The organism is Alkalimonas collagenimarina, assembly GCF_030717845.1.
Lineage (GTDB): Bacteria > Pseudomonadota > Gammaproteobacteria > Enterobacterales > Alteromonadaceae > Alkalimonas > Alkalimonas collagenimarina.
In genome coordinates this window covers 37,277-52,887 of record NZ_JAUZVZ010000018.1, presented here as the reverse complement: position 1 = coordinate 52,887, position 15,611 = coordinate 37,277, and the positions used below count along the sequence as shown (strand labels likewise).

Annotated in this window: 19 protein-coding genes; 12 read left to right on the top strand and 7 right to left on the bottom strand. The window is 50.0% G+C overall.

The genetic code is table 11. The features are described from left to right. Positions 1–32: 32 nt before the first annotated feature. Positions 33–653, top strand: coding sequence for a DUF642 domain-containing protein (locus tag Q3O60_RS12645; RefSeq protein ID WP_305894305.1), 621 nt, complete (start codon positions 33–35; stop codon positions 651–653). A 108-nt stretch (positions 654–761) separates the two neighbouring features. Here the strand turns inward: Q3O60_RS12645 and Q3O60_RS12640 are convergent, their stop codons facing one another. Next, positions 762–884: a hypothetical protein gene (locus tag Q3O60_RS12640; RefSeq protein WP_305894304.1), complete on the bottom strand. Its 123-nt coding sequence runs from the start codon at positions 882–884 to the stop codon at positions 762–764. 11 nt (positions 885–895) lie between these two features. Between Q3O60_RS12640 and Q3O60_RS12635 the strand changes: the two genes are divergently transcribed. Further along, entirely contained in the window at positions 896–2,755 is a 1,860-nt protein-coding gene (locus Q3O60_RS12635) for a tetratricopeptide repeat-containing diguanylate cyclase (RefSeq protein WP_305894303.1), read from the top strand. 80 nt (positions 2,756–2,835) lie between these two features. Here Q3O60_RS12635 and katG read toward each other — a convergent pair whose 3' ends face one another. Both katG and Q3O60_RS12625 read right to left on the bottom strand, forming a co-directional pair. Beyond that, positions 2,836–5,025 carry a catalase/peroxidase HPI gene (gene katG / locus Q3O60_RS12630; RefSeq protein ID WP_305894302.1) on the bottom strand — a complete coding sequence of 730 codons (2,190 nt, stop codon included), beginning with the start codon at positions 5,023–5,025 and terminating at the stop codon, positions 2,836–2,838. Between the two features lie 166 nt (positions 5,026–5,191). Continuing rightward, entirely contained in the window at positions 5,192–5,617 is a 426-nt protein-coding gene (locus Q3O60_RS12625) for a VOC family protein (RefSeq protein WP_305894301.1), read from the bottom strand. A 250-nt stretch (positions 5,618–5,867) separates the two neighbouring features. Between Q3O60_RS12625 and Q3O60_RS12620 the strand changes: the two genes are divergently transcribed. The 4 genes from Q3O60_RS12620 (at position 5,868) to Q3O60_RS12605 (ending at position 8,746) form a co-directional block, all read left to right on the top strand. Next, positions 5,868–6,791, top strand: a complete 924-nt coding sequence (locus tag Q3O60_RS12620; protein ID WP_305894300.1) for a chemotaxis protein CheV — start codon at positions 5,868–5,870, stop codon at positions 6,789–6,791. Between the two features lie 358 nt (positions 6,792–7,149). Further along, positions 7,150–7,842, top strand: coding sequence for a PspA/IM30 family protein (locus tag Q3O60_RS12615; protein ID WP_305894299.1), 693 nt, complete (start codon positions 7,150–7,152; stop codon positions 7,840–7,842). After that, a complete protein-coding gene (locus Q3O60_RS12610; protein WP_305894298.1) occupies positions 7,835–8,155 on the top strand; it encodes a hypothetical protein in 321 nt (106 codons plus the stop codon). The genes Q3O60_RS12615 and Q3O60_RS12610 overlap by 8 nt, the downstream gene beginning before the upstream one ends. A 219-nt stretch (positions 8,156–8,374) precedes the next feature. Then, positions 8,375–8,746: a DUF6746 family protein gene (locus Q3O60_RS12605; protein WP_305894297.1), complete on the top strand. Its 372-nt coding sequence runs from the start codon at positions 8,375–8,377 to the stop codon at positions 8,744–8,746. A gap of 84 nt (positions 8,747–8,830) precedes the next feature. Here Q3O60_RS12605 and Q3O60_RS12600 read toward each other — a convergent pair whose 3' ends face one another. Together Q3O60_RS12600 and Q3O60_RS12595 are read right to left on the bottom strand one after the other, a co-directional pair. Then, complete coding sequence (locus Q3O60_RS12600; protein WP_305894296.1) at positions 8,831–9,055, bottom strand: YheU family protein; 225 nt, start codon at positions 9,053–9,055, stop codon at positions 8,831–8,833. Next, entirely contained in the window at positions 9,052–10,035 is a 984-nt protein-coding gene (locus tag Q3O60_RS12595; RefSeq protein ID WP_305894295.1) for a hydrolase, read from the bottom strand. Before Q3O60_RS12595 ends, Q3O60_RS12600 begins: the two co-directional genes overlap by 4 nt. Before the next feature lie 165 nt (positions 10,036–10,200). Between Q3O60_RS12595 and Q3O60_RS12590 the strand changes: the two genes are divergently transcribed. Next, on the top strand, positions 10,201–10,773 hold the full coding sequence (locus Q3O60_RS12590; protein ID WP_305894294.1) for a porin family protein: 573 nt from the start codon (positions 10,201–10,203) through the stop codon (positions 10,771–10,773). Positions 10,774–10,781: 8 nt separating this feature from the next. On the opposite strand, the gene Q3O60_RS12585 is transcribed toward Q3O60_RS12590, so the two are convergent. Continuing rightward, positions 10,782–11,537 carry a substrate-binding periplasmic protein gene (locus Q3O60_RS12585; protein ID WP_305894293.1) on the bottom strand — a complete coding sequence of 252 codons (756 nt, stop codon included), beginning with the start codon at positions 11,535–11,537 and terminating at the stop codon, positions 10,782–10,784. A gap of 193 nt (positions 11,538–11,730) precedes the next feature. On the opposite strand from Q3O60_RS12585, the gene Q3O60_RS12580 reads away from it, so the two are divergent. From Q3O60_RS12580 to Q3O60_RS12565, 4 genes are all read left to right on the top strand, one after another. Then, positions 11,731–12,360, top strand: a complete 630-nt coding sequence (locus Q3O60_RS12580; protein ID WP_305894292.1) for a methyltransferase domain-containing protein — start codon at positions 11,731–11,733, stop codon at positions 12,358–12,360. A 3-nt stretch (positions 12,361–12,363) separates the two neighbouring features. Continuing rightward, the gene (locus tag Q3O60_RS12575; protein ID WP_305894291.1) at positions 12,364–12,882 is read left to right on the top strand and encodes a DUF1569 domain-containing protein; all 519 of its coding nucleotides are present in this window, start codon (positions 12,364–12,366) and stop codon (positions 12,880–12,882) included. 81 nt (positions 12,883–12,963) lie between these two features. Then, positions 12,964–13,362: an MAPEG family protein gene (locus Q3O60_RS12570; RefSeq protein ID WP_305894290.1), complete on the top strand. Its 399-nt coding sequence runs from the start codon at positions 12,964–12,966 to the stop codon at positions 13,360–13,362. A 75-nt stretch (positions 13,363–13,437) separates the two neighbouring features. Further along, positions 13,438–14,295 carry a PA4780 family RIO1-like protein kinase gene (locus Q3O60_RS12565; RefSeq protein WP_305894289.1) on the top strand — a complete coding sequence of 286 codons (858 nt, stop codon included), beginning with the start codon at positions 13,438–13,440 and terminating at the stop codon, positions 14,293–14,295. 4 nt (positions 14,296–14,299) lie between these two features. Here Q3O60_RS12565 and Q3O60_RS12560 read toward each other — a convergent pair whose 3' ends face one another. Further along, positions 14,300–14,926: a DUF2799 domain-containing protein gene (locus Q3O60_RS12560; RefSeq protein WP_305894288.1), complete on the bottom strand. Its 627-nt coding sequence runs from the start codon at positions 14,924–14,926 to the stop codon at positions 14,300–14,302. Between the two features lie 124 nt (positions 14,927–15,050). Here Q3O60_RS12560 and Q3O60_RS12555 point away from each other — a divergent pair, with 124 nt between their 5' ends. After that, positions 15,051–15,602 carry a histidine phosphatase family protein gene (locus Q3O60_RS12555; protein WP_305894287.1) on the top strand — a complete coding sequence of 184 codons (552 nt, stop codon included), beginning with the start codon at positions 15,051–15,053 and terminating at the stop codon, positions 15,600–15,602. Positions 15,603–15,611: the final 9 nt, after the last annotated feature.

Sequence of the window (15,611 nt, the reverse complement as noted above, 5' to 3'; positions counted from 1 at the left end):
TGTTTTTTAACCGCACATTTGAGGGACCAAAAATGTCATTTGCACTTGTTCGTACCGTGGTAGGTGCTGCTGTATTGGCAGTAGCGAGTTTTAGCAGTCAGGCGTCGTTGATTGTGAACGGCGATTTTGAACTGAATACTGTCAACCCAAACTCCTGGACTTGGTTAGCTTCCAGTCAGGTTGCTGGTTGGCAGGGAAGTAACATTGAAATCTGGAACTCGATGAATGGAGTGCAGGCCGCTAGTGGTAATAACTTCATTGAGTTGAATGCTCATGGCAGCAATCAGGGGGCCTGGTCTATTTTCCAGAGCTTTGCGACTGACATTGGGCAAAGCTATGAGCTGAGCTTTTTTTACCGTGCTCGTAACGGTAGCAATGAGCAGTTTAACGTGACTGTGGCGAATTTAAGCCAAACGTTAAATGATCATACTAACCAAGGTTGGAGCTTCTTTAACAGCAGCTTTGTCGCCACCGACAGCAACACCACCTTGCGGTTTACTTCACACAACAGCGGCACCATCGGCAATTTTCTTGATGGCGTAAGCGTGGTGTCGCGGCAGGGTGTGGCAGCAGTACCAGCTCCTGCGACCTTGGGTGTGATGGCCCTTGGCCTGGTATTGCTTGGCGCGGCTCGGCGCATGCGCTCCCGTTAAGCTCTGGCGCTGCTTGTTATCTGAAACGCCCCGCCTACTGCGGGGCGTTTTGCGTTTTTAGCTTACGCTGCTTAAGTAAATCACCTCGCTCTAAATCATTCCTCACTTTTACACTTGCAAATTGGGCGTATAGCTGGCTAGATAAACGAAACGGTACCCATGGATAGGAGGAGTGGAGTCTTTGTTGTTATTGGTGGCTGCTTCTGCTGCCGTTGTCACTTTCGTCGCCATAAGGATTTGCTATGTATCGATTGCTGTTTGTTTTTTTCCTTAGTGTGCTGTCCTGGCACAGCCTTGCCGAGCGTGTTTCCCATGTTGAACAACAGCTGGACCGGCATACTCAGCTTCCTTTTCTTATTCCCAGTGAGGTCATGCTACAGCAATGGCTGCAGCAGCTTGAATCGCAGCCGGATTCTGCCAGTTGGTACCGTGCCTACTCATTACTCTTGTTGCAGCAAGGCATAACGCAAGTGAAAGGTCTTGAGGCAAAAGGCGAGTTACAAGCTCTGCTTGAAAGGATTGATGCTCAGGCTCTGTCAGCTCAGGCTGAGGTATACAGTGCTCTGGCTGAACTGCTGCTTTATCATCAGCATTACAGCACAGCCCTTGAGCTTGTAGAGCCGATGCAGACTATGCTGTCTGAGCTGCAGCATCCGCGTCTTGTGTATCAGTTTAATCATCAGATCGGCCGGATGTTAAAAGCCAATGGCCAATTGGAAGAGGCTCTGACGTATTTTCTGACGGCTCACTTAGAAATTACACAGCTCAATGATGGACAAACCGAATTCAGACGGCAGTTTTTGCAGCTGCATATGGCTCGCATTCAATCTCGGTTGCAAAATTACCGCTACTCAAGGCAGATTGCTTCTCAAGCGCTGGAGGTGGCTTATCGGGAAGGGTTTCAGGTGCTACTGGCTGAGCTGCACTTAATTTATGGCGCAGCAATTCACATGCTGGAAGGACCAACGGATGAGGCGCTGGCTCAATATCATCTGGCCAGCAAGCCTGTCGAAGGAATGATGGCTGGGCGCACGCAGATGATGGCGTTGAATAACCTGGGCGCTGTGCACTTGCATCGGGCGAACTACGAGCAGGCTCTGGGTTACTTGCAGCATGGAGTGGTGATTGCTGGACAGTTGAACAACGAGCGCGAAGTGCATGTAATGAGCTTTAATATCGGTTACATCCAAGTGTTGCAAGGACAAACCGAGACAGGGCTGCGACAGATGGAGCAAGCGTATGAAGCCTATAAAGCCAAAACTACTCCAGTGACACAGGGCATTATGCTGGGGCATTTAGCGGATGCTTACCATGCTGCTGGTTTGTATGAGCAAGAGAATGCAGCTTTGCGCCAGCATAGGCGGATCAGAGAGAAAGTGCTGGAGGTTGAACGGGATCGAGTCTATAGCGAGCTGCAGGTGCAATTCGAAGCACAGGAGCAAGGGCTGAGGATTCAGCTGCTGGAGCAGGAGTCGCTGCTGCGGGATGAGCGCTTAGCGACAGCTCATCGGGAAAACCTCTGGTACAGTGGCCTCATTACCTTGTTGCTGCTTGGTTTTATTGCGGCCATGCTGGCGATGCGCCATACGCGGAAATTAAATAGTCAGCTGCAAGAGCTCTCTAAGCGCGACCCTCTGACGCAACTATACAACCGCCGCGCATTGCATGACGTGAAGCAGCAAGGTGGTGATCTGGTGCTGTTGCTGGATGTAGACCACTTTAAACAGATTAATGATCAGCATGGTCATGATAAAGGCGATACTGTGCTGGCTGAGCTGGCACAACGCCTGATGAACAAGGTACGCAAAGAAGACTGGGTACTGCGTTGGGGCGGCGAGGAGTTTTTGTTAATTTTGCGTGGTGTGGAAGCAGATACAGCCATCGAAAGTATCCAAAAAGTTGTTGCAGCAGTATGCGATCAGCCTATAGCCGAGTTGGATGTATCGGTCAGTGGGGGAGCCGTGTTACTTCGTGATGCAGAGGCGATGCAGCAGGTATTAAAGCAAGCCGATCTGTTGTTGTATCGGGCCAAAGAGCTGGGGCGGAAACGTATATTGTACCAAGCCGATCATCAGGACGATCCGGTCGAAGTATCGCGATAGCTGCCGCTCGCGATTAGGCATATAAAAACGCCCCGCTAACTAAATGCCAGCGGGGCGTTTTGCTTGGTAGGTTCGCTTAGTTACTTCACATCAAAGCGATCGTTGTTCATCACCTTGACCCAGGCGTTGACAAAGTCGTGGACGAACTTGGCCTTGTTATCATCCTGTGCATAGACTTCGGCATAAGAGCGCAGGATGGAGTTGGAGCCAAACACCAGATCGACCCGGGTTGCCGTCCACTTGGTTTTGCCGCTGCTGCGCTCGACAATGTTGTATTGGTTTTTGCCAGTAGGCTCCCACTTGTTGCCCATGTCGGTGAGATTGACAAAGAAATCATTGCTCAGCACGCCAACCTGGTTAGTAAAGACACCATGCAGGCTGCCGCCATGGTTGGTACCTAGCACCCGCATACCGCCTACCAATACTGTCATTTCTGGCGCGGATAGCCCCAGCAACTGGGCTTTGTCCAGCATCATTTCTTCTGGCTGTACGCTGTAGTCTTGCTTCAACCAGTTGCGAAACGCGTCATGTAATGGCTCCAGCGGCTCAAATGACTCAGCATCGGTCATCGCGTCTGTGGCGTCACCACGACCTGCGCTAAAGGGCACGGTAATGTCTACACCCGCATCTTTCGCCGCTTTTTCGATGGCCGCACTGCCGCCAAGTACAATCAGATCGGCCAGGCTGACTTTCTTGCTTAAAGCACTTTGAATGGCCTGCAATACCTTCAGTACTTTTTGTAGTCGCTCGGGTTCGTTACCTTCCCAGTCTTTCTGCGGCGCTAACCGGATACGGGCACCGTTGGCACCGCCACGATAATCTGAGCCGCGGAAAGTACGGGCGCTATCCCAGGCGGTGGCAACCAGCTCAGCTGTACTTAGGCCACTGGCCAGAAGCTTGGTTTTTAGGTCACGAATTTCCTGCTCGGTTAGGGTGTAATCTGCTTTTGGTACCGGATCTTGCCAGATCAAGTCTTCTTTCGGTACATCTGGCCCTAAGTAGCGGCTTTTTGGCCCCAGGTCACGGTGCGTCAGTTTAAACCATGCCCGACGAAATACTTCGCCGAAATACTCCGGGTCTTTGTAGAAACGCTCAGAAATCTTACGATACTCTGGGTCCATTTTCATTGCCATATCGGCATCAGTCATGATTGGATTCTGACGAATCGATGGGTCTTCAACATCAGGAGCTCTATGCTCTTCTTTGATGTTCACCGGCTCCCATTGCCAGGCACCGGCAGGGCTCTTTCTCAACTCCCAGTCATAGTTGAGTAACAGTTCAAAGTAACCGTTATCCCACTGCGTTGGGTTGGTGGTCCAGGCGCCTTCCAAACCACTGGTCATGGCATCACGACCAACGCCACGGGTCTTGTGGTTCATCCAACCAAAGCCTTGTTCGTGAATATCGGCGCCTTCCGGTGCCGGACCTAAATTTTCTTCTTTGTTATTACCGTGTGCTTTCCCTACGGTATGGCCACCGGCAGTTAATGCCACGGTTTCTTCATCATCCATCGCCATGCGTTTGAAGGTTTCACGCACATCATGAGCGGTTTTTAGTGGATCAGGCTTGCCATCTACGCCTTCCGGATTGACGTATATCAGGCCCATCATCACCGCGGCTAACGGATTATCGAGGTCGCGTTCGCCAGAATAGCGAGATCCTTCACTTCCTGATGGGGCGAGCCACTCTTTTTCTGAGCCCCAGTAGGTGTCTTTTTCCGGGTGCCAGATATCCTCGCGGCCACCGGCAAAACCAAAGGTTTTAAAGCCCATCGACTCATAGGCCATATTGCCGGCCAGAATCATTAAATCAGCCCACGATAATTTGTTGCCGTATTTCTTTTTAATCGGCCATAGCAAACGACGTGCTTTATCCAGGTTGCCGTTATCTGGCCAGCTGTTTAATGGTGCAAAACGTAAGTTGCCGGTACCTGCACCGCCACGACCATCAGCAATCCGATAGCTACCGGCGCTGTGCCAGGCCATTCGAATAAATAAGCCACCGTAATGCCCCCAATCGGCTGGCCACCAGTCTTGGCTATCGGTCATCAGGGCTTTTAAATCACTTTTTACTGCTTCTAAATCAAGCGTTTTGAAGGCCTCAGCATAATTAAAGTCGCTATCAAGTGGATTTGTTTTATGATCGTGCTGATGCAAAATATCGAGGTTAAGGGATTTCGGCCACCATCGCATGACATTGTCGCTGGACGTGGTGTTGGCGCCATGCATCACTGGGCATTTACCAGCGGTGCTGTTATTTGACTTATCCATACATACTCCTTGTTCGGGATTGACGGCAGAGCAGAATTGCTATGGCTGCTCTGTACTTGCCATCAACTATAGTCACGATACCGTGAATGCGAAAGTTACTTTTACCGAACATGGTTATCGATTTTATTAATGAATAAATTATTTATGCTCCATTATTGGTGATGATTTAGCTGGCAAAAAGTTGGCCCATATCTTTAAAGGATTTAAACTCCAGCGCATTGCCGCATGGGTCGTATAAAAACATGGTCCCTTGTTCACCCGGCTGACCCTGAAAGCGAATATGCGGTTCGATGGCGAATTGAATGCCATGCGATTGCAATCGCTCAGCCAAAGCCTCCCACGCTTGCCATGGTAGTACCACCCCAAAGTGGGGTACTGGCACGGCATGGCCGTCAACCTGACTGCATTGAGCTTGCTGCTGGTAGGGCATGGTTGGGTGTACGTGAATAACAAATTGGTGACCAAAGAAATCGAAATCAACCCAATGTTCGCTAGATCGGCCTTCAGTCAGACCAAATACATCACGGTAAAAGGTGCGTGCTTTGGCTAAATCGTCAACAGGGATGGCAAGATGAAAAGGGGGCAGGCTCATGCAACTCTCCTAAAAAGTGGATGGGTATAAAAATCCATCATAACGGAATGTGAGTAGTGCTGAAATAGGGCGCATCGGTCGGTAACGTTAGTTTTTTATCATATTTCTAAATGAAGCGAGCTAAATTCATCTACACTTGTATCCATAGGCATTCGTATCAATCACAAGCACGAAGTCGCTCTAAAAATTTGGGTGAGTAGTGGTCTTGAAAATGAGTTATTTCGTTAAAGCTGGCTGTTAAGGATATTGCATGAGTAAATTTATGGCATCTGTTGACCAACGGACAAATTTGGTTGGTCAAAACCGATTGGAGCTGTTGATCTTTCGATTAAACAGTCCGCAACCCTACGGCATTAACGTTTTTAAAGTACGAGAGGTGCTACAATGCCCTGAGCTGACGGAAACTCCCGGTTCTCATCAGTTCGTGCGGGGTATTGCTCACTTGCGGGGGGTGCCGATTACAGTGATTGACCTGAGTCAGGCAACCGGGGGCAAACCGATTGCTGACTTGGCTACCTCATTTGTGCTGGTGACTGAATACAACCGCACCACACAAGGCTTTTTGGTTGGCGGCGTCGATCGCATCGTCAATATCAACTGGGAGCAAATCATGCCGCCGCCAAAAGGTGCGGGCAATAACCACTATCTCACTGCCGTGACGAAGGTGGATGATAAGCTGGTGCAGGTGATCGATGTAGAAAAAGTCTTTGCTGAGATCTCGCCACCAGATGAAACGGTCAGCGATACCATTAAAGCTGAAGCCGCTTCGCTTGACTTAACCCAGCTGACTGTATTGGTGGCGGATGATTCGTCGGTTGCGAGAAATCAGGTAAAACGAGCATTGAGTTCGATTGGCGTGAAAGTACAGCTGGTGAATGATGGCCGCGAAGCCTTACGCTGGCTGGAAGCAAAAGCCGAAGAAATGGGTGGTGATATCACTTCGCAGGTGCCGCTGATGATTTCGGATATAGAAATGCCCGAGATGGATGGCTATACCCTGACCGCTAAGGTCAAAGCACACCCGGATTTGAACAAGGTGCACGTGGTACTGCACTCATCGTTAAGTGGAGTCTTTAATGAGGCGATGGTAAAAAAAGTGGGTGCCGACCAATTTATTGCCAAATTCCACCCGGACGAATTAGCGTCTGCCGTCAAGCACTGGATGTTTAGCTAAGCTTATGTGCAGAGCAGGCATGTGGCTTGCTCTGCATCAATCCCCTGTTATTGGTAGCCCCTTCAATTGTCAGACTGTTCCGCTTAAGCAGTTGAAATAGTATTTCCTCTTATTTTTTCACCACTTTGTAGTCAATTTTACTAAGTCAGGTATGGTGTGATGACTTTGATACGTCCTGTTGTGAGCAAGAGTAAATTTTTATCATTTTGTTTTTATTGGTTTTTTATGGTTTTTCTTAGTGGTGGCACAACTCTTGAAATAACCATTATTGAAAAAGTTGAAATGAGCTTGTTTAAAAACAGAACACTGGGACACATCACTTTGGCCACTGTAGTGGCACAGACTAAAGGAAACAACCATGAATGCATTAAACCGTTTAGCCGATATTATTAATGCCAACCTGAATGCCTTGCTGGATAAAGCTGAGCATCCGGAAAAAATGCTGCGCTTGCTGGTGCAGGAGATGCAAGAGTCTTTGGTGGAGCTGCGGACCGTTGCTGCTCAACATATAGCGGAGCGTAAGCAGCTCGAGCGCAAGCAGACGCAGATGCATGCCGAAGCCGCCGACTGGGAACAAAAAGCAGCACGAGCACTGCAACTGGGAAAGGAAGATTTAGCTCGGGCCGCTTTAGCTGAAAAGTTAAAGCTGGAGCAACATGATGATCAGTTAGCCACTGATTTAGCAACCTGTGCTGATTTGCTGGGGGATATTGAGCAGGACATCAGCCGTTTGCAAACTAAATTAACAGAAGCGAAAACGCGTTATCATCAGTTACAGCGTCGTGAGCACAATACAGGCGTTCGGCTGCAGGCCAGAACTCAGCAGCAAACGGTCAACATTGAAGCGGCGCTGCAAAAGTTTGATCGCTATGAGCAGAAAATTGATGCGATGGAAGCTGAGATAGAATCCTATGAGCTGGGTGCAAAAGTGACCGATAGTGCGGCTGGTTTACAGCAACAATTTCGCGACCTGGAGCAGCATGATGCCTTAGAGCAAGCCATGGCTGAATTGAAACAAAAAACCGGTCGCAAGGAGGCCGCACATGCGTAACCTATTAATTGTACTGGCACTGGTGGCAGCTATAGTCTGGCTTGGCCCTACCTTGCTGGGATTGATGGTCGCTTTGTTCGTCGGTGGTGTGGTACTGGTGGTCGATTTACTGGTGGGCGCAGTCGTAGTGTTGTGTCTGGCTGGTTTGGCCTACCTACTTGGCGCTGTGCTGCTGAATAGCCTGCTGCTTGGCGTGGTACTTGCTGGCGCCGTGTTGCTGGTGGTTGGCTTTAGTATGTTGTGGCCTCTGTTGTTGGTACTGGCTGTGGTCTGGGTGTTGAGCCAGCGTCGCCCGGCCAGACGAGCGGTGTAATTTTGCAGTCGTCTGCAGTCTCAGCTGATACCCATATCGTAGGGGCGCATGATTGCGCCCCTGGCCTTGCGAGCCACTGTTTTTTTTATGCAGTTGGCGTATACTGCGTTTGAAACACGCCATCAGAGTGTGTTCACTTCAGATTAGCTGCCATGAGTAGCTGACACTCAGCACGACGCCAACGACCTTGTACCAACTTACTTTGGAGAAGGACTAAGCATGACATTTTTAAAACTCACCTGTACCGCTTTATTGGCTGTGTCTGTATCGGCGATGGCCCATTCAGAACGGCCCGATCATTTTGAAGGCAAAGCCTCGAACACCCTGACGGAAGCAGTGCAGAATTTTTCTGTCTATAACGCCAGGCTGGCTGAGCTGGTCGCACTGGATACACTGACTCCGCATCAATTGCACGAAGTGCATCAGCTCACTTATACGCTGGAAAATGCGCTTGAGAAAATGCGCGAAGAGTTAGCCGAACTAGCTGAAGTGCTGGAAGAGGTGCATGTGGCCTCGGAATATAGTGATGCGGCAACGGTGAAAGCGCGTGGTCAGGTGTATCTGGATACGGCTGGTAAATTAGTACGTTAATTGTGTGCTTGGGCGCAATCATGCGCCCCTACGTCAACATGATATTCAGGGCGCGGTAGCGCCCTGTGTCAGCATGACGCGCCGCTACATGTTGTCGGCAAATTGTTGTTTTGACATCAGGTTGACGGTTTCATGCAGCTCTGAATACACCAATACCACATCGCCAGATTGCAATTGCTGACGCACATGTTCCACCTTATTATCCAGTGACACTTCATGCTCACCATAGTCGGTGCCTTCGCGCAGTACATAGTATTCAATCAGATTGTTCAAGGTAGTTGCATCCAGCTGTTGCCAGGGAATAATCATGGGGTCATCACTTGTTGGAAAAATTGTGGAATACGCTCATTCAGCCAAAATCGTGGCCGCAATGGGTTATGGCCAGCAATAAAGCCAACATGACCGCCGCTTGGGCTCAATTCATAATGAATAAAGGGAGATAGTTCTGCAGCAGTTGGCACCACATCGGGTGCGAGAAAGGGATCGTCAGCCGCATGAATGATCAAGCTTGGGATGGCAATATGTGCCAAGTAGGCTTTGCCACTGGCTTGTTGATAATAGTCCGCCGCATCCCGAAAGCCATGAATGGGAGCCGTGTAGCTGTTGTCGAACGCTTCAATGCTACGGATCTGCCTAAGCTGCTGGCTATCCAAAGGGATCGGAAACTGCGGAAAATGGCTAAGCTTCTGCAAGGTACTGGCTTTAAGTTGCCGCAGTAAGTAGCGCTGATACACTTTACTGAAACCACTGTTGATCCGTCTGGCACTGCTAGCCAGAGCCAGTGGTGCGCACACCGCAACCGCGGCACTGAGCGGATTGTTCTGTTGCTGCTCGCCACAGTATTTCATCAACACATTGCCGCCAAGTGAAAAGCCAACGGCTTGCAGCTGTACCTTTGGGTGGCGTTGAAGCAATTGCGTAATGAGATATCCTAAATCGGCGGTATCTCCCGAGTGATACGCCCGCGGCAAGCGATTGGGCCTGTTTCCACAGCCCCGAAAATGCATCAGTACTACTGGCCAGTTCAAAGGTTTAAAAGCAGCAAACATGCCTTGTACATAGTGGCTGTGTTGATTACCTGCTAAACCATGCAGCAACAGCACCAGCGGCCCTTGATAATCCGCTGCTAGTGGCTCACTCCAACACAATTCCAGTTCATCGCCATCCGGCAGTGGTAGCCATTCGGTGCTAAGGCTGCCCTGATAGCGTGGGTGCAGGTATTTGGCCGCCAGTGTCTGCAAGTGGCCGCCGGGAAGCCACCAGGTCGGCCGAAAGGTATGGTGTCGCAAGTTCAGGGAGCCTTGTTTTGTCAGTGTTGGCGTTCAGCAGCAAAGTGTACCTGTTTTTACCGCAAAACTCCCGCTAGATTACCATCACCTAAAATTAACCTTTGTTGTTTAATTGGAGTGTTTTTTGTTGTATGGTTGCCCTGTCAAATCAAAAGAGTGTTGAGTATGCGACAAAGTGCGATGTTAACAATGGTTTTTCTCGGTGCTGGACTATTTTTTACAACGGCTATGGCCAGTGAGCCGGGCAGCAGTCATCGAGTTGGTGCTAACCTCTTTTGGGGGTCAACTAAGGTAACCGATCCTGAAGCGGATCAGGATTTTAAAGTCTCAGACTTTAATGGTTACAACCTGTTTTATCGCTACCAATGGGATCCTCAGTATGGCGTTGAACTGGCCTACCGCAACGGCTCTATGGGCATTGGTAGTGTAGCTTCCAACATTTTTACTGGTGAGCTGGAAGACATCGATTACAGCGCCATCAGCATTAGCGGTTATGCTGGTTACCCTATAACGCAACAGCAGCAGCTGTACGCAAAGCTAGGCATTAGCCAAAATCGGATAGCCATGCAGTATCGCACGCGTCGCTTTAGTGAAACTGAGTTTGGTGTGATTGGCGCAGTTGGCTGGCAGTATCAGTTTAAAAATGCGCTGGGTTTTCAAACTGAAGCCAGCTACAGTTCTGGTAAATATTTTAAATCCTTTGGCACCGTGTTGTTTGGCCTGAATTACCGTTTTTAAGCCTGACATTACTGGTGAGTATACTGCTCGATCAGGGCCTGAATTACTCCCTGCTCGCGCAGCAGATCCAGCTCTTGCTGCAGCCGGGCAGTCAGTTCAGCCGGAAAGCTGGGGTGCAGTGCCAGGTAATTGTCACCCACATCCCGTAATTTAAATAGCGCCTCAGCACTATCTTCTGGTTCACCATGGTGCAGCATCCAGCTTCGCACTGAACGAGGCGAGCCGACCAGTAAGTCCACACGCTTGGCAATAAACAACGGAATTGACTCCGGCTTAGTGGCGAAGTCGAGTAGGTTGACACCGTATTCAAAGCCATGGCGCTGAAAGTAGCTTTCATATACATCGCCACGGGCAATAGCAAGTTTGAAGGCTTTCGCCTCTTCCAGATTGGTGGGGTTGACGTCAGTACGGCCTTTTAAGCGAAATAGATAGCCCCAATCGGAGGCAATAGGGCCAACCCACTGAAACATGCTTTCGCGTTCATCCGTGCGTGATGTGGAAAAAACACCACTCAAAGGTTGTTGCTGTGCCAAGCTAAAAGCACGACGCCAAGGCAGTAAACTGATGCTGCAAGATAACTCGAGCCGTTGGCATAATCCCTCGACCAGTTCTACATTAATGCCGATGACCTCACCATTCTCAACATAACTGTAAGGGGGCAGATGTTCGGTGTAGAAGGTAATGTCGGCCGGTTCTGCTTGCGCATGAGGTAGCCAAAGCATACAGAAGCATAGCGTCAGCCGGAATGCATTGGATATCATCATGATTGGGCACCACCTCACTTCGGAGACCAGAGTTACAACAAGCTCAAACCACTAATTGACCAGGATATGATTAACCTTGCTTAGCTTACCTGATCTTTAGGATACCGTGAAGCGGCTCTCTCGTTCGCTGCTTTAATTGCCAGGGAAATTAAGCTACTCTGCGGTTACTCTTGATATTTTCGACCACAGCGACATGCAGCAAGATACTCAAACCAGCGCGTTACATGATATTCGGCTTGATACCCTCTACCGGTTGGTGAAGTCGAGCGGCGTCAGCAAAGTACTGGATCTGGGTTGTGGCTCGGGATCTTTTTTACTGAAAGTCATGGCAGACTCACAATTTACGGATGTCGTCGGCTTGGAGTTATCTGGTGAGTCATTATCGCAGGCGCGCAATAAACTGTCGAATGTGTTGGCTGAAGTACCTTGCCGGTTGAAACTACTGTGCGCCTCTTACGCCGAACCGCAACCCGCGCTCAAAGGTTTTCCAATGGCCGTGATGATTGAAACCATTGAGCATGTACCGGCAGGTCGCTTATCAGCGGTGGAGCATCAGGTGTTCTCGGTATTGCAGCCCGGTCAATTATTGCTCACCACCCCGAATAGCGAATACAATGTGCTTTATGGCTTACGGCCCGGTGAGTTTCGTGACCCGGATCATAAGTTTGAATGGAGCCGGGCTAAGTTTAAGCAATGGGCGCTGGGTGTGGCGAAGCGACATGGTTACCAGGTACAGTTTCGTGGCATAGGTGAGAACGATGCAGAGCTTGGCCCTCCAACTCAGTTAGCTATGTTTCAGAAAATAGCATGCACAGGTACCTAAGCTATGGATCGTAGACAATTTATTGGTATCGCGGTGGGCACCCCAATTGTGTTATTGCTGGGCAGCCAGCTGGGGGCCATACTCCGGCGCTACCCGTTACAGGAGTTGTCCACTCAGTTGCAGCATTTACCGTTACATCAACTTCGTAGCACGGGCAGCTGGAGTGTTAGTGAAATTTTCCAGCATTGCGCGCAAAGCATTCGTTATTCCCGCGTTGGCTACCCTGAGCAGCGTTCCGCACTATTTAAATACACGGTTGGGGCTGTTGCGCTCGGGGCTTTTAGCAGTATTGGGCGCATGCACCATCCACTGGATGAAGCCTTGCCAGGAGCCCCGGCACTTAAAGCTGAGGTGCCCTTAGATGTAGCTCAGGCCGAGTTGGTGGTTGAGCTAGAGCTATTTATTGCCTGGCAGGGTGAGTTGGCTCCTCATTTTGCCTATGGCCGGCTCAGTAAAGCGCAGTATTACAATGCTCACTGGTTGCATTTGCAAAATCATCTGCAGGAAGTGGTATTGGTTTAAAATCATCAATCTGAAAAGACAGTTATACTACTGACTATGGTGAAGGCACTGTGCCTGCCAGGTAAAAAAGGACTCTGAATTATGACCACGGCTTTTTATGCTGGCTTGCTGACCATAGTATTTATTGTGCTGAGTTTCCGGGTGATTGCTAAACGCAATCAGTACAAAGTGGCTTTGGGCAGTAATGGTCAGGAGTTGTTACAGCGAGCTGTCCGGGTGCATGCTAATTTTGCCGAGTATGTGCCTTTTGCTCTGCTGCTGATGTTTCTGGCGGAATACAGTGGCTTAGCGCCGATGTATCTGCATGTTATGGGGATTGCGTTGTTTATAGGCCGGTTATCTCACGCCTATGGGGTGAGCCAGCAACCCGAGCCACTGAAATTCCGGGTGTTTGGCATGGTGCTTACTCTTTTGGTGATGTTGTTGGCTGCCATGGCCAGCATCGTATTATATGCATTGCGATCCGGTTGGCTGACATAACAGCGCCGCAGATTTTTATTCATTAAGCGCAGTTGTGATATTCCCTGCCGTGACTAACTAGGGTATAAGGGCGCTATGAAAATACCAAAACGTATTCAGCCACTGGTCGAAGAAGGCTTAGTGGATGAAGTGCTCCGCCCACTGATGAGCGGTAAAGAGGCTGCGGTCTATATCGTCCGTTGTGGCGAGGATATTCGCTGCGCCAAAGTCTATAAAGAAGCAAGCAAACGTAGCTTTAAACAGGCAGTGCTGTATCAGGAAGGCCGTAAAGTGCGAAGCTCTCGCCGTGCCCGGGCGATGGAGAAAGGCTCAAAGTTCGGTCGGGCTCAGCAAGAAGAAAGTTGGCAGAATGCGGAGGTAGATGCTCTATTCAAGCTGGATAAGGCAGGGGTGCGAGTACCGCGTCCTTATGGTTGCTACGATGGTGTCTTGCTGATGGAGCTGGTGTGCGACGACGAAGGCATGGTTGCGCCGCGTTTAGGCGATGTGGCAATGGATGAAGACATCGCGCTGGCTGACCACGCTACCATGATGCGCTACGTGGTGATGATGCTGTGTGAAGGTTTGATCCATGGCGATTTGTCGGAATTTAATGTGCTGGTGGATGACCACGGCCCGGTGATTATCGACTTGCCACAAGCGGTTGATGCTGCGGCCAATAACAATGCCAAATGGATGCTGGAGCGCGACGTTAACAATATGCGCGATTATTACGGCCAGTATGCGCCAGAGCTGCTAAGCACCAACTATGCTGGCGAGATTTGGGCGCTGTACGAAGCGGGTGAGCTGAGCCCTGAGGTGGAACTCACCGGCGAATTCATCGCCGATGATAGCGCCGCTGATGTCGACTCAGTGCTGGAGCAAATTAAAGCTGCCTTTGCTGAAGCTGAGGAGCGTAAAGCAAGACAGCAAGCGAGTGACGAAGACGCTTAGGGCACTAGTAACGTGCCGACAAGCGCCGAAAACTCCGTTGATAATCGGCGTCGGCTTGCTGGACCAGCTGCTGCAACTCCGACAATCGACCATAGCCATCATTGATGGACATCTGCAATAAAATGATTTGTTCTCGAATCTCTAGCCGCTCTTCCCGGGTATAGCCGTCGGCAATCAATAACTCTTCCTGAATAGCCAACTCACTTTCCATAGCGCTAAGCTGACGTTCCGTTTTATTTAGCTCTGCTTGCTGTTGTTGTAAATATCGTTGTAGCCGATGCAGTTGCTGACCATCGGCATGCGCGGCCAGAAATGCAGCCTCTAATGCTGGCGGGCAGCTGTTGTTGTACACCGTGCCAGCTTGGCCGGTGCGAAAGCCATTGCTGGGTGTGCAAAAACGGTCCGAGCCTTCGCGATGGCCAGCGAGGTAGGCATCTAAATCAGGTGTGATACCATGTCGGGCACACTCTTTGCGGTATTGGCTGATAGAGCCCTCATGCTTGCCTTTGCTGCCATCTTCAAAGCCGATGGTGCGCCAGTCCGCGTTCAGACAGGCATCTTTATTCATCGATGCACAGCCGTTTAGCAGCAGCAAGCCAGACAGAGTGAGCAACCATAATTTATTCATCATGAGTATCCGAGGTATTCAGTTTAACTTGGCTAGTTTAATAGCATGAAAACATCTGATTGTCAGTCACAAAACTTATTGCTACCGATTCGCGTAGAAGGATAATAAGAGACGAACTGGCTGATCCATGAATCGAACCATACTATTGTTCTGTTTGCTGATGCCGTTAGCCACGGTTGCCGATGAAGCCGCTTGGGCCGCATGGCGTGCGGGTGAAGCTGCATTACTGATGCGGCATGCGTTAGCGCCCGGTACCGGCGACCCGGCAGGTTTCGTGCTGGAAGATTGCAGCACGCAGCGGAATTTGAATGCGCGAGGCAAGCAGCAAGCCAGAGACTGGGGCCAGCTGTTAGCGAAGCAACATAGCGGATCAGTACAGCTGTTTAGCAGCCAGTGGTGCCGATGCCTCGAAACGGCAGAACTTATGGCCATTGCTGAAGTACAGCCCTTGCCGATCATCAATTCGTTTTTTGCCGGCCGTGGCGACGGCCCGACACAAACTCAGGCATTGCGGCATTTCCTGCAAACAGCGCCTCAGCAATCCCCCATCGTTTTAATCACCCATCAAGTCAACATCACAGCACTGACTGGTATTTCCCCAGCCTCTGGTGAAGGGATCCTGCTGTCACTGCCGCTAACCGAGCCGGTGCAGGTGCTGGCTCGTATACGGATGGATTAAAAGCGTTTA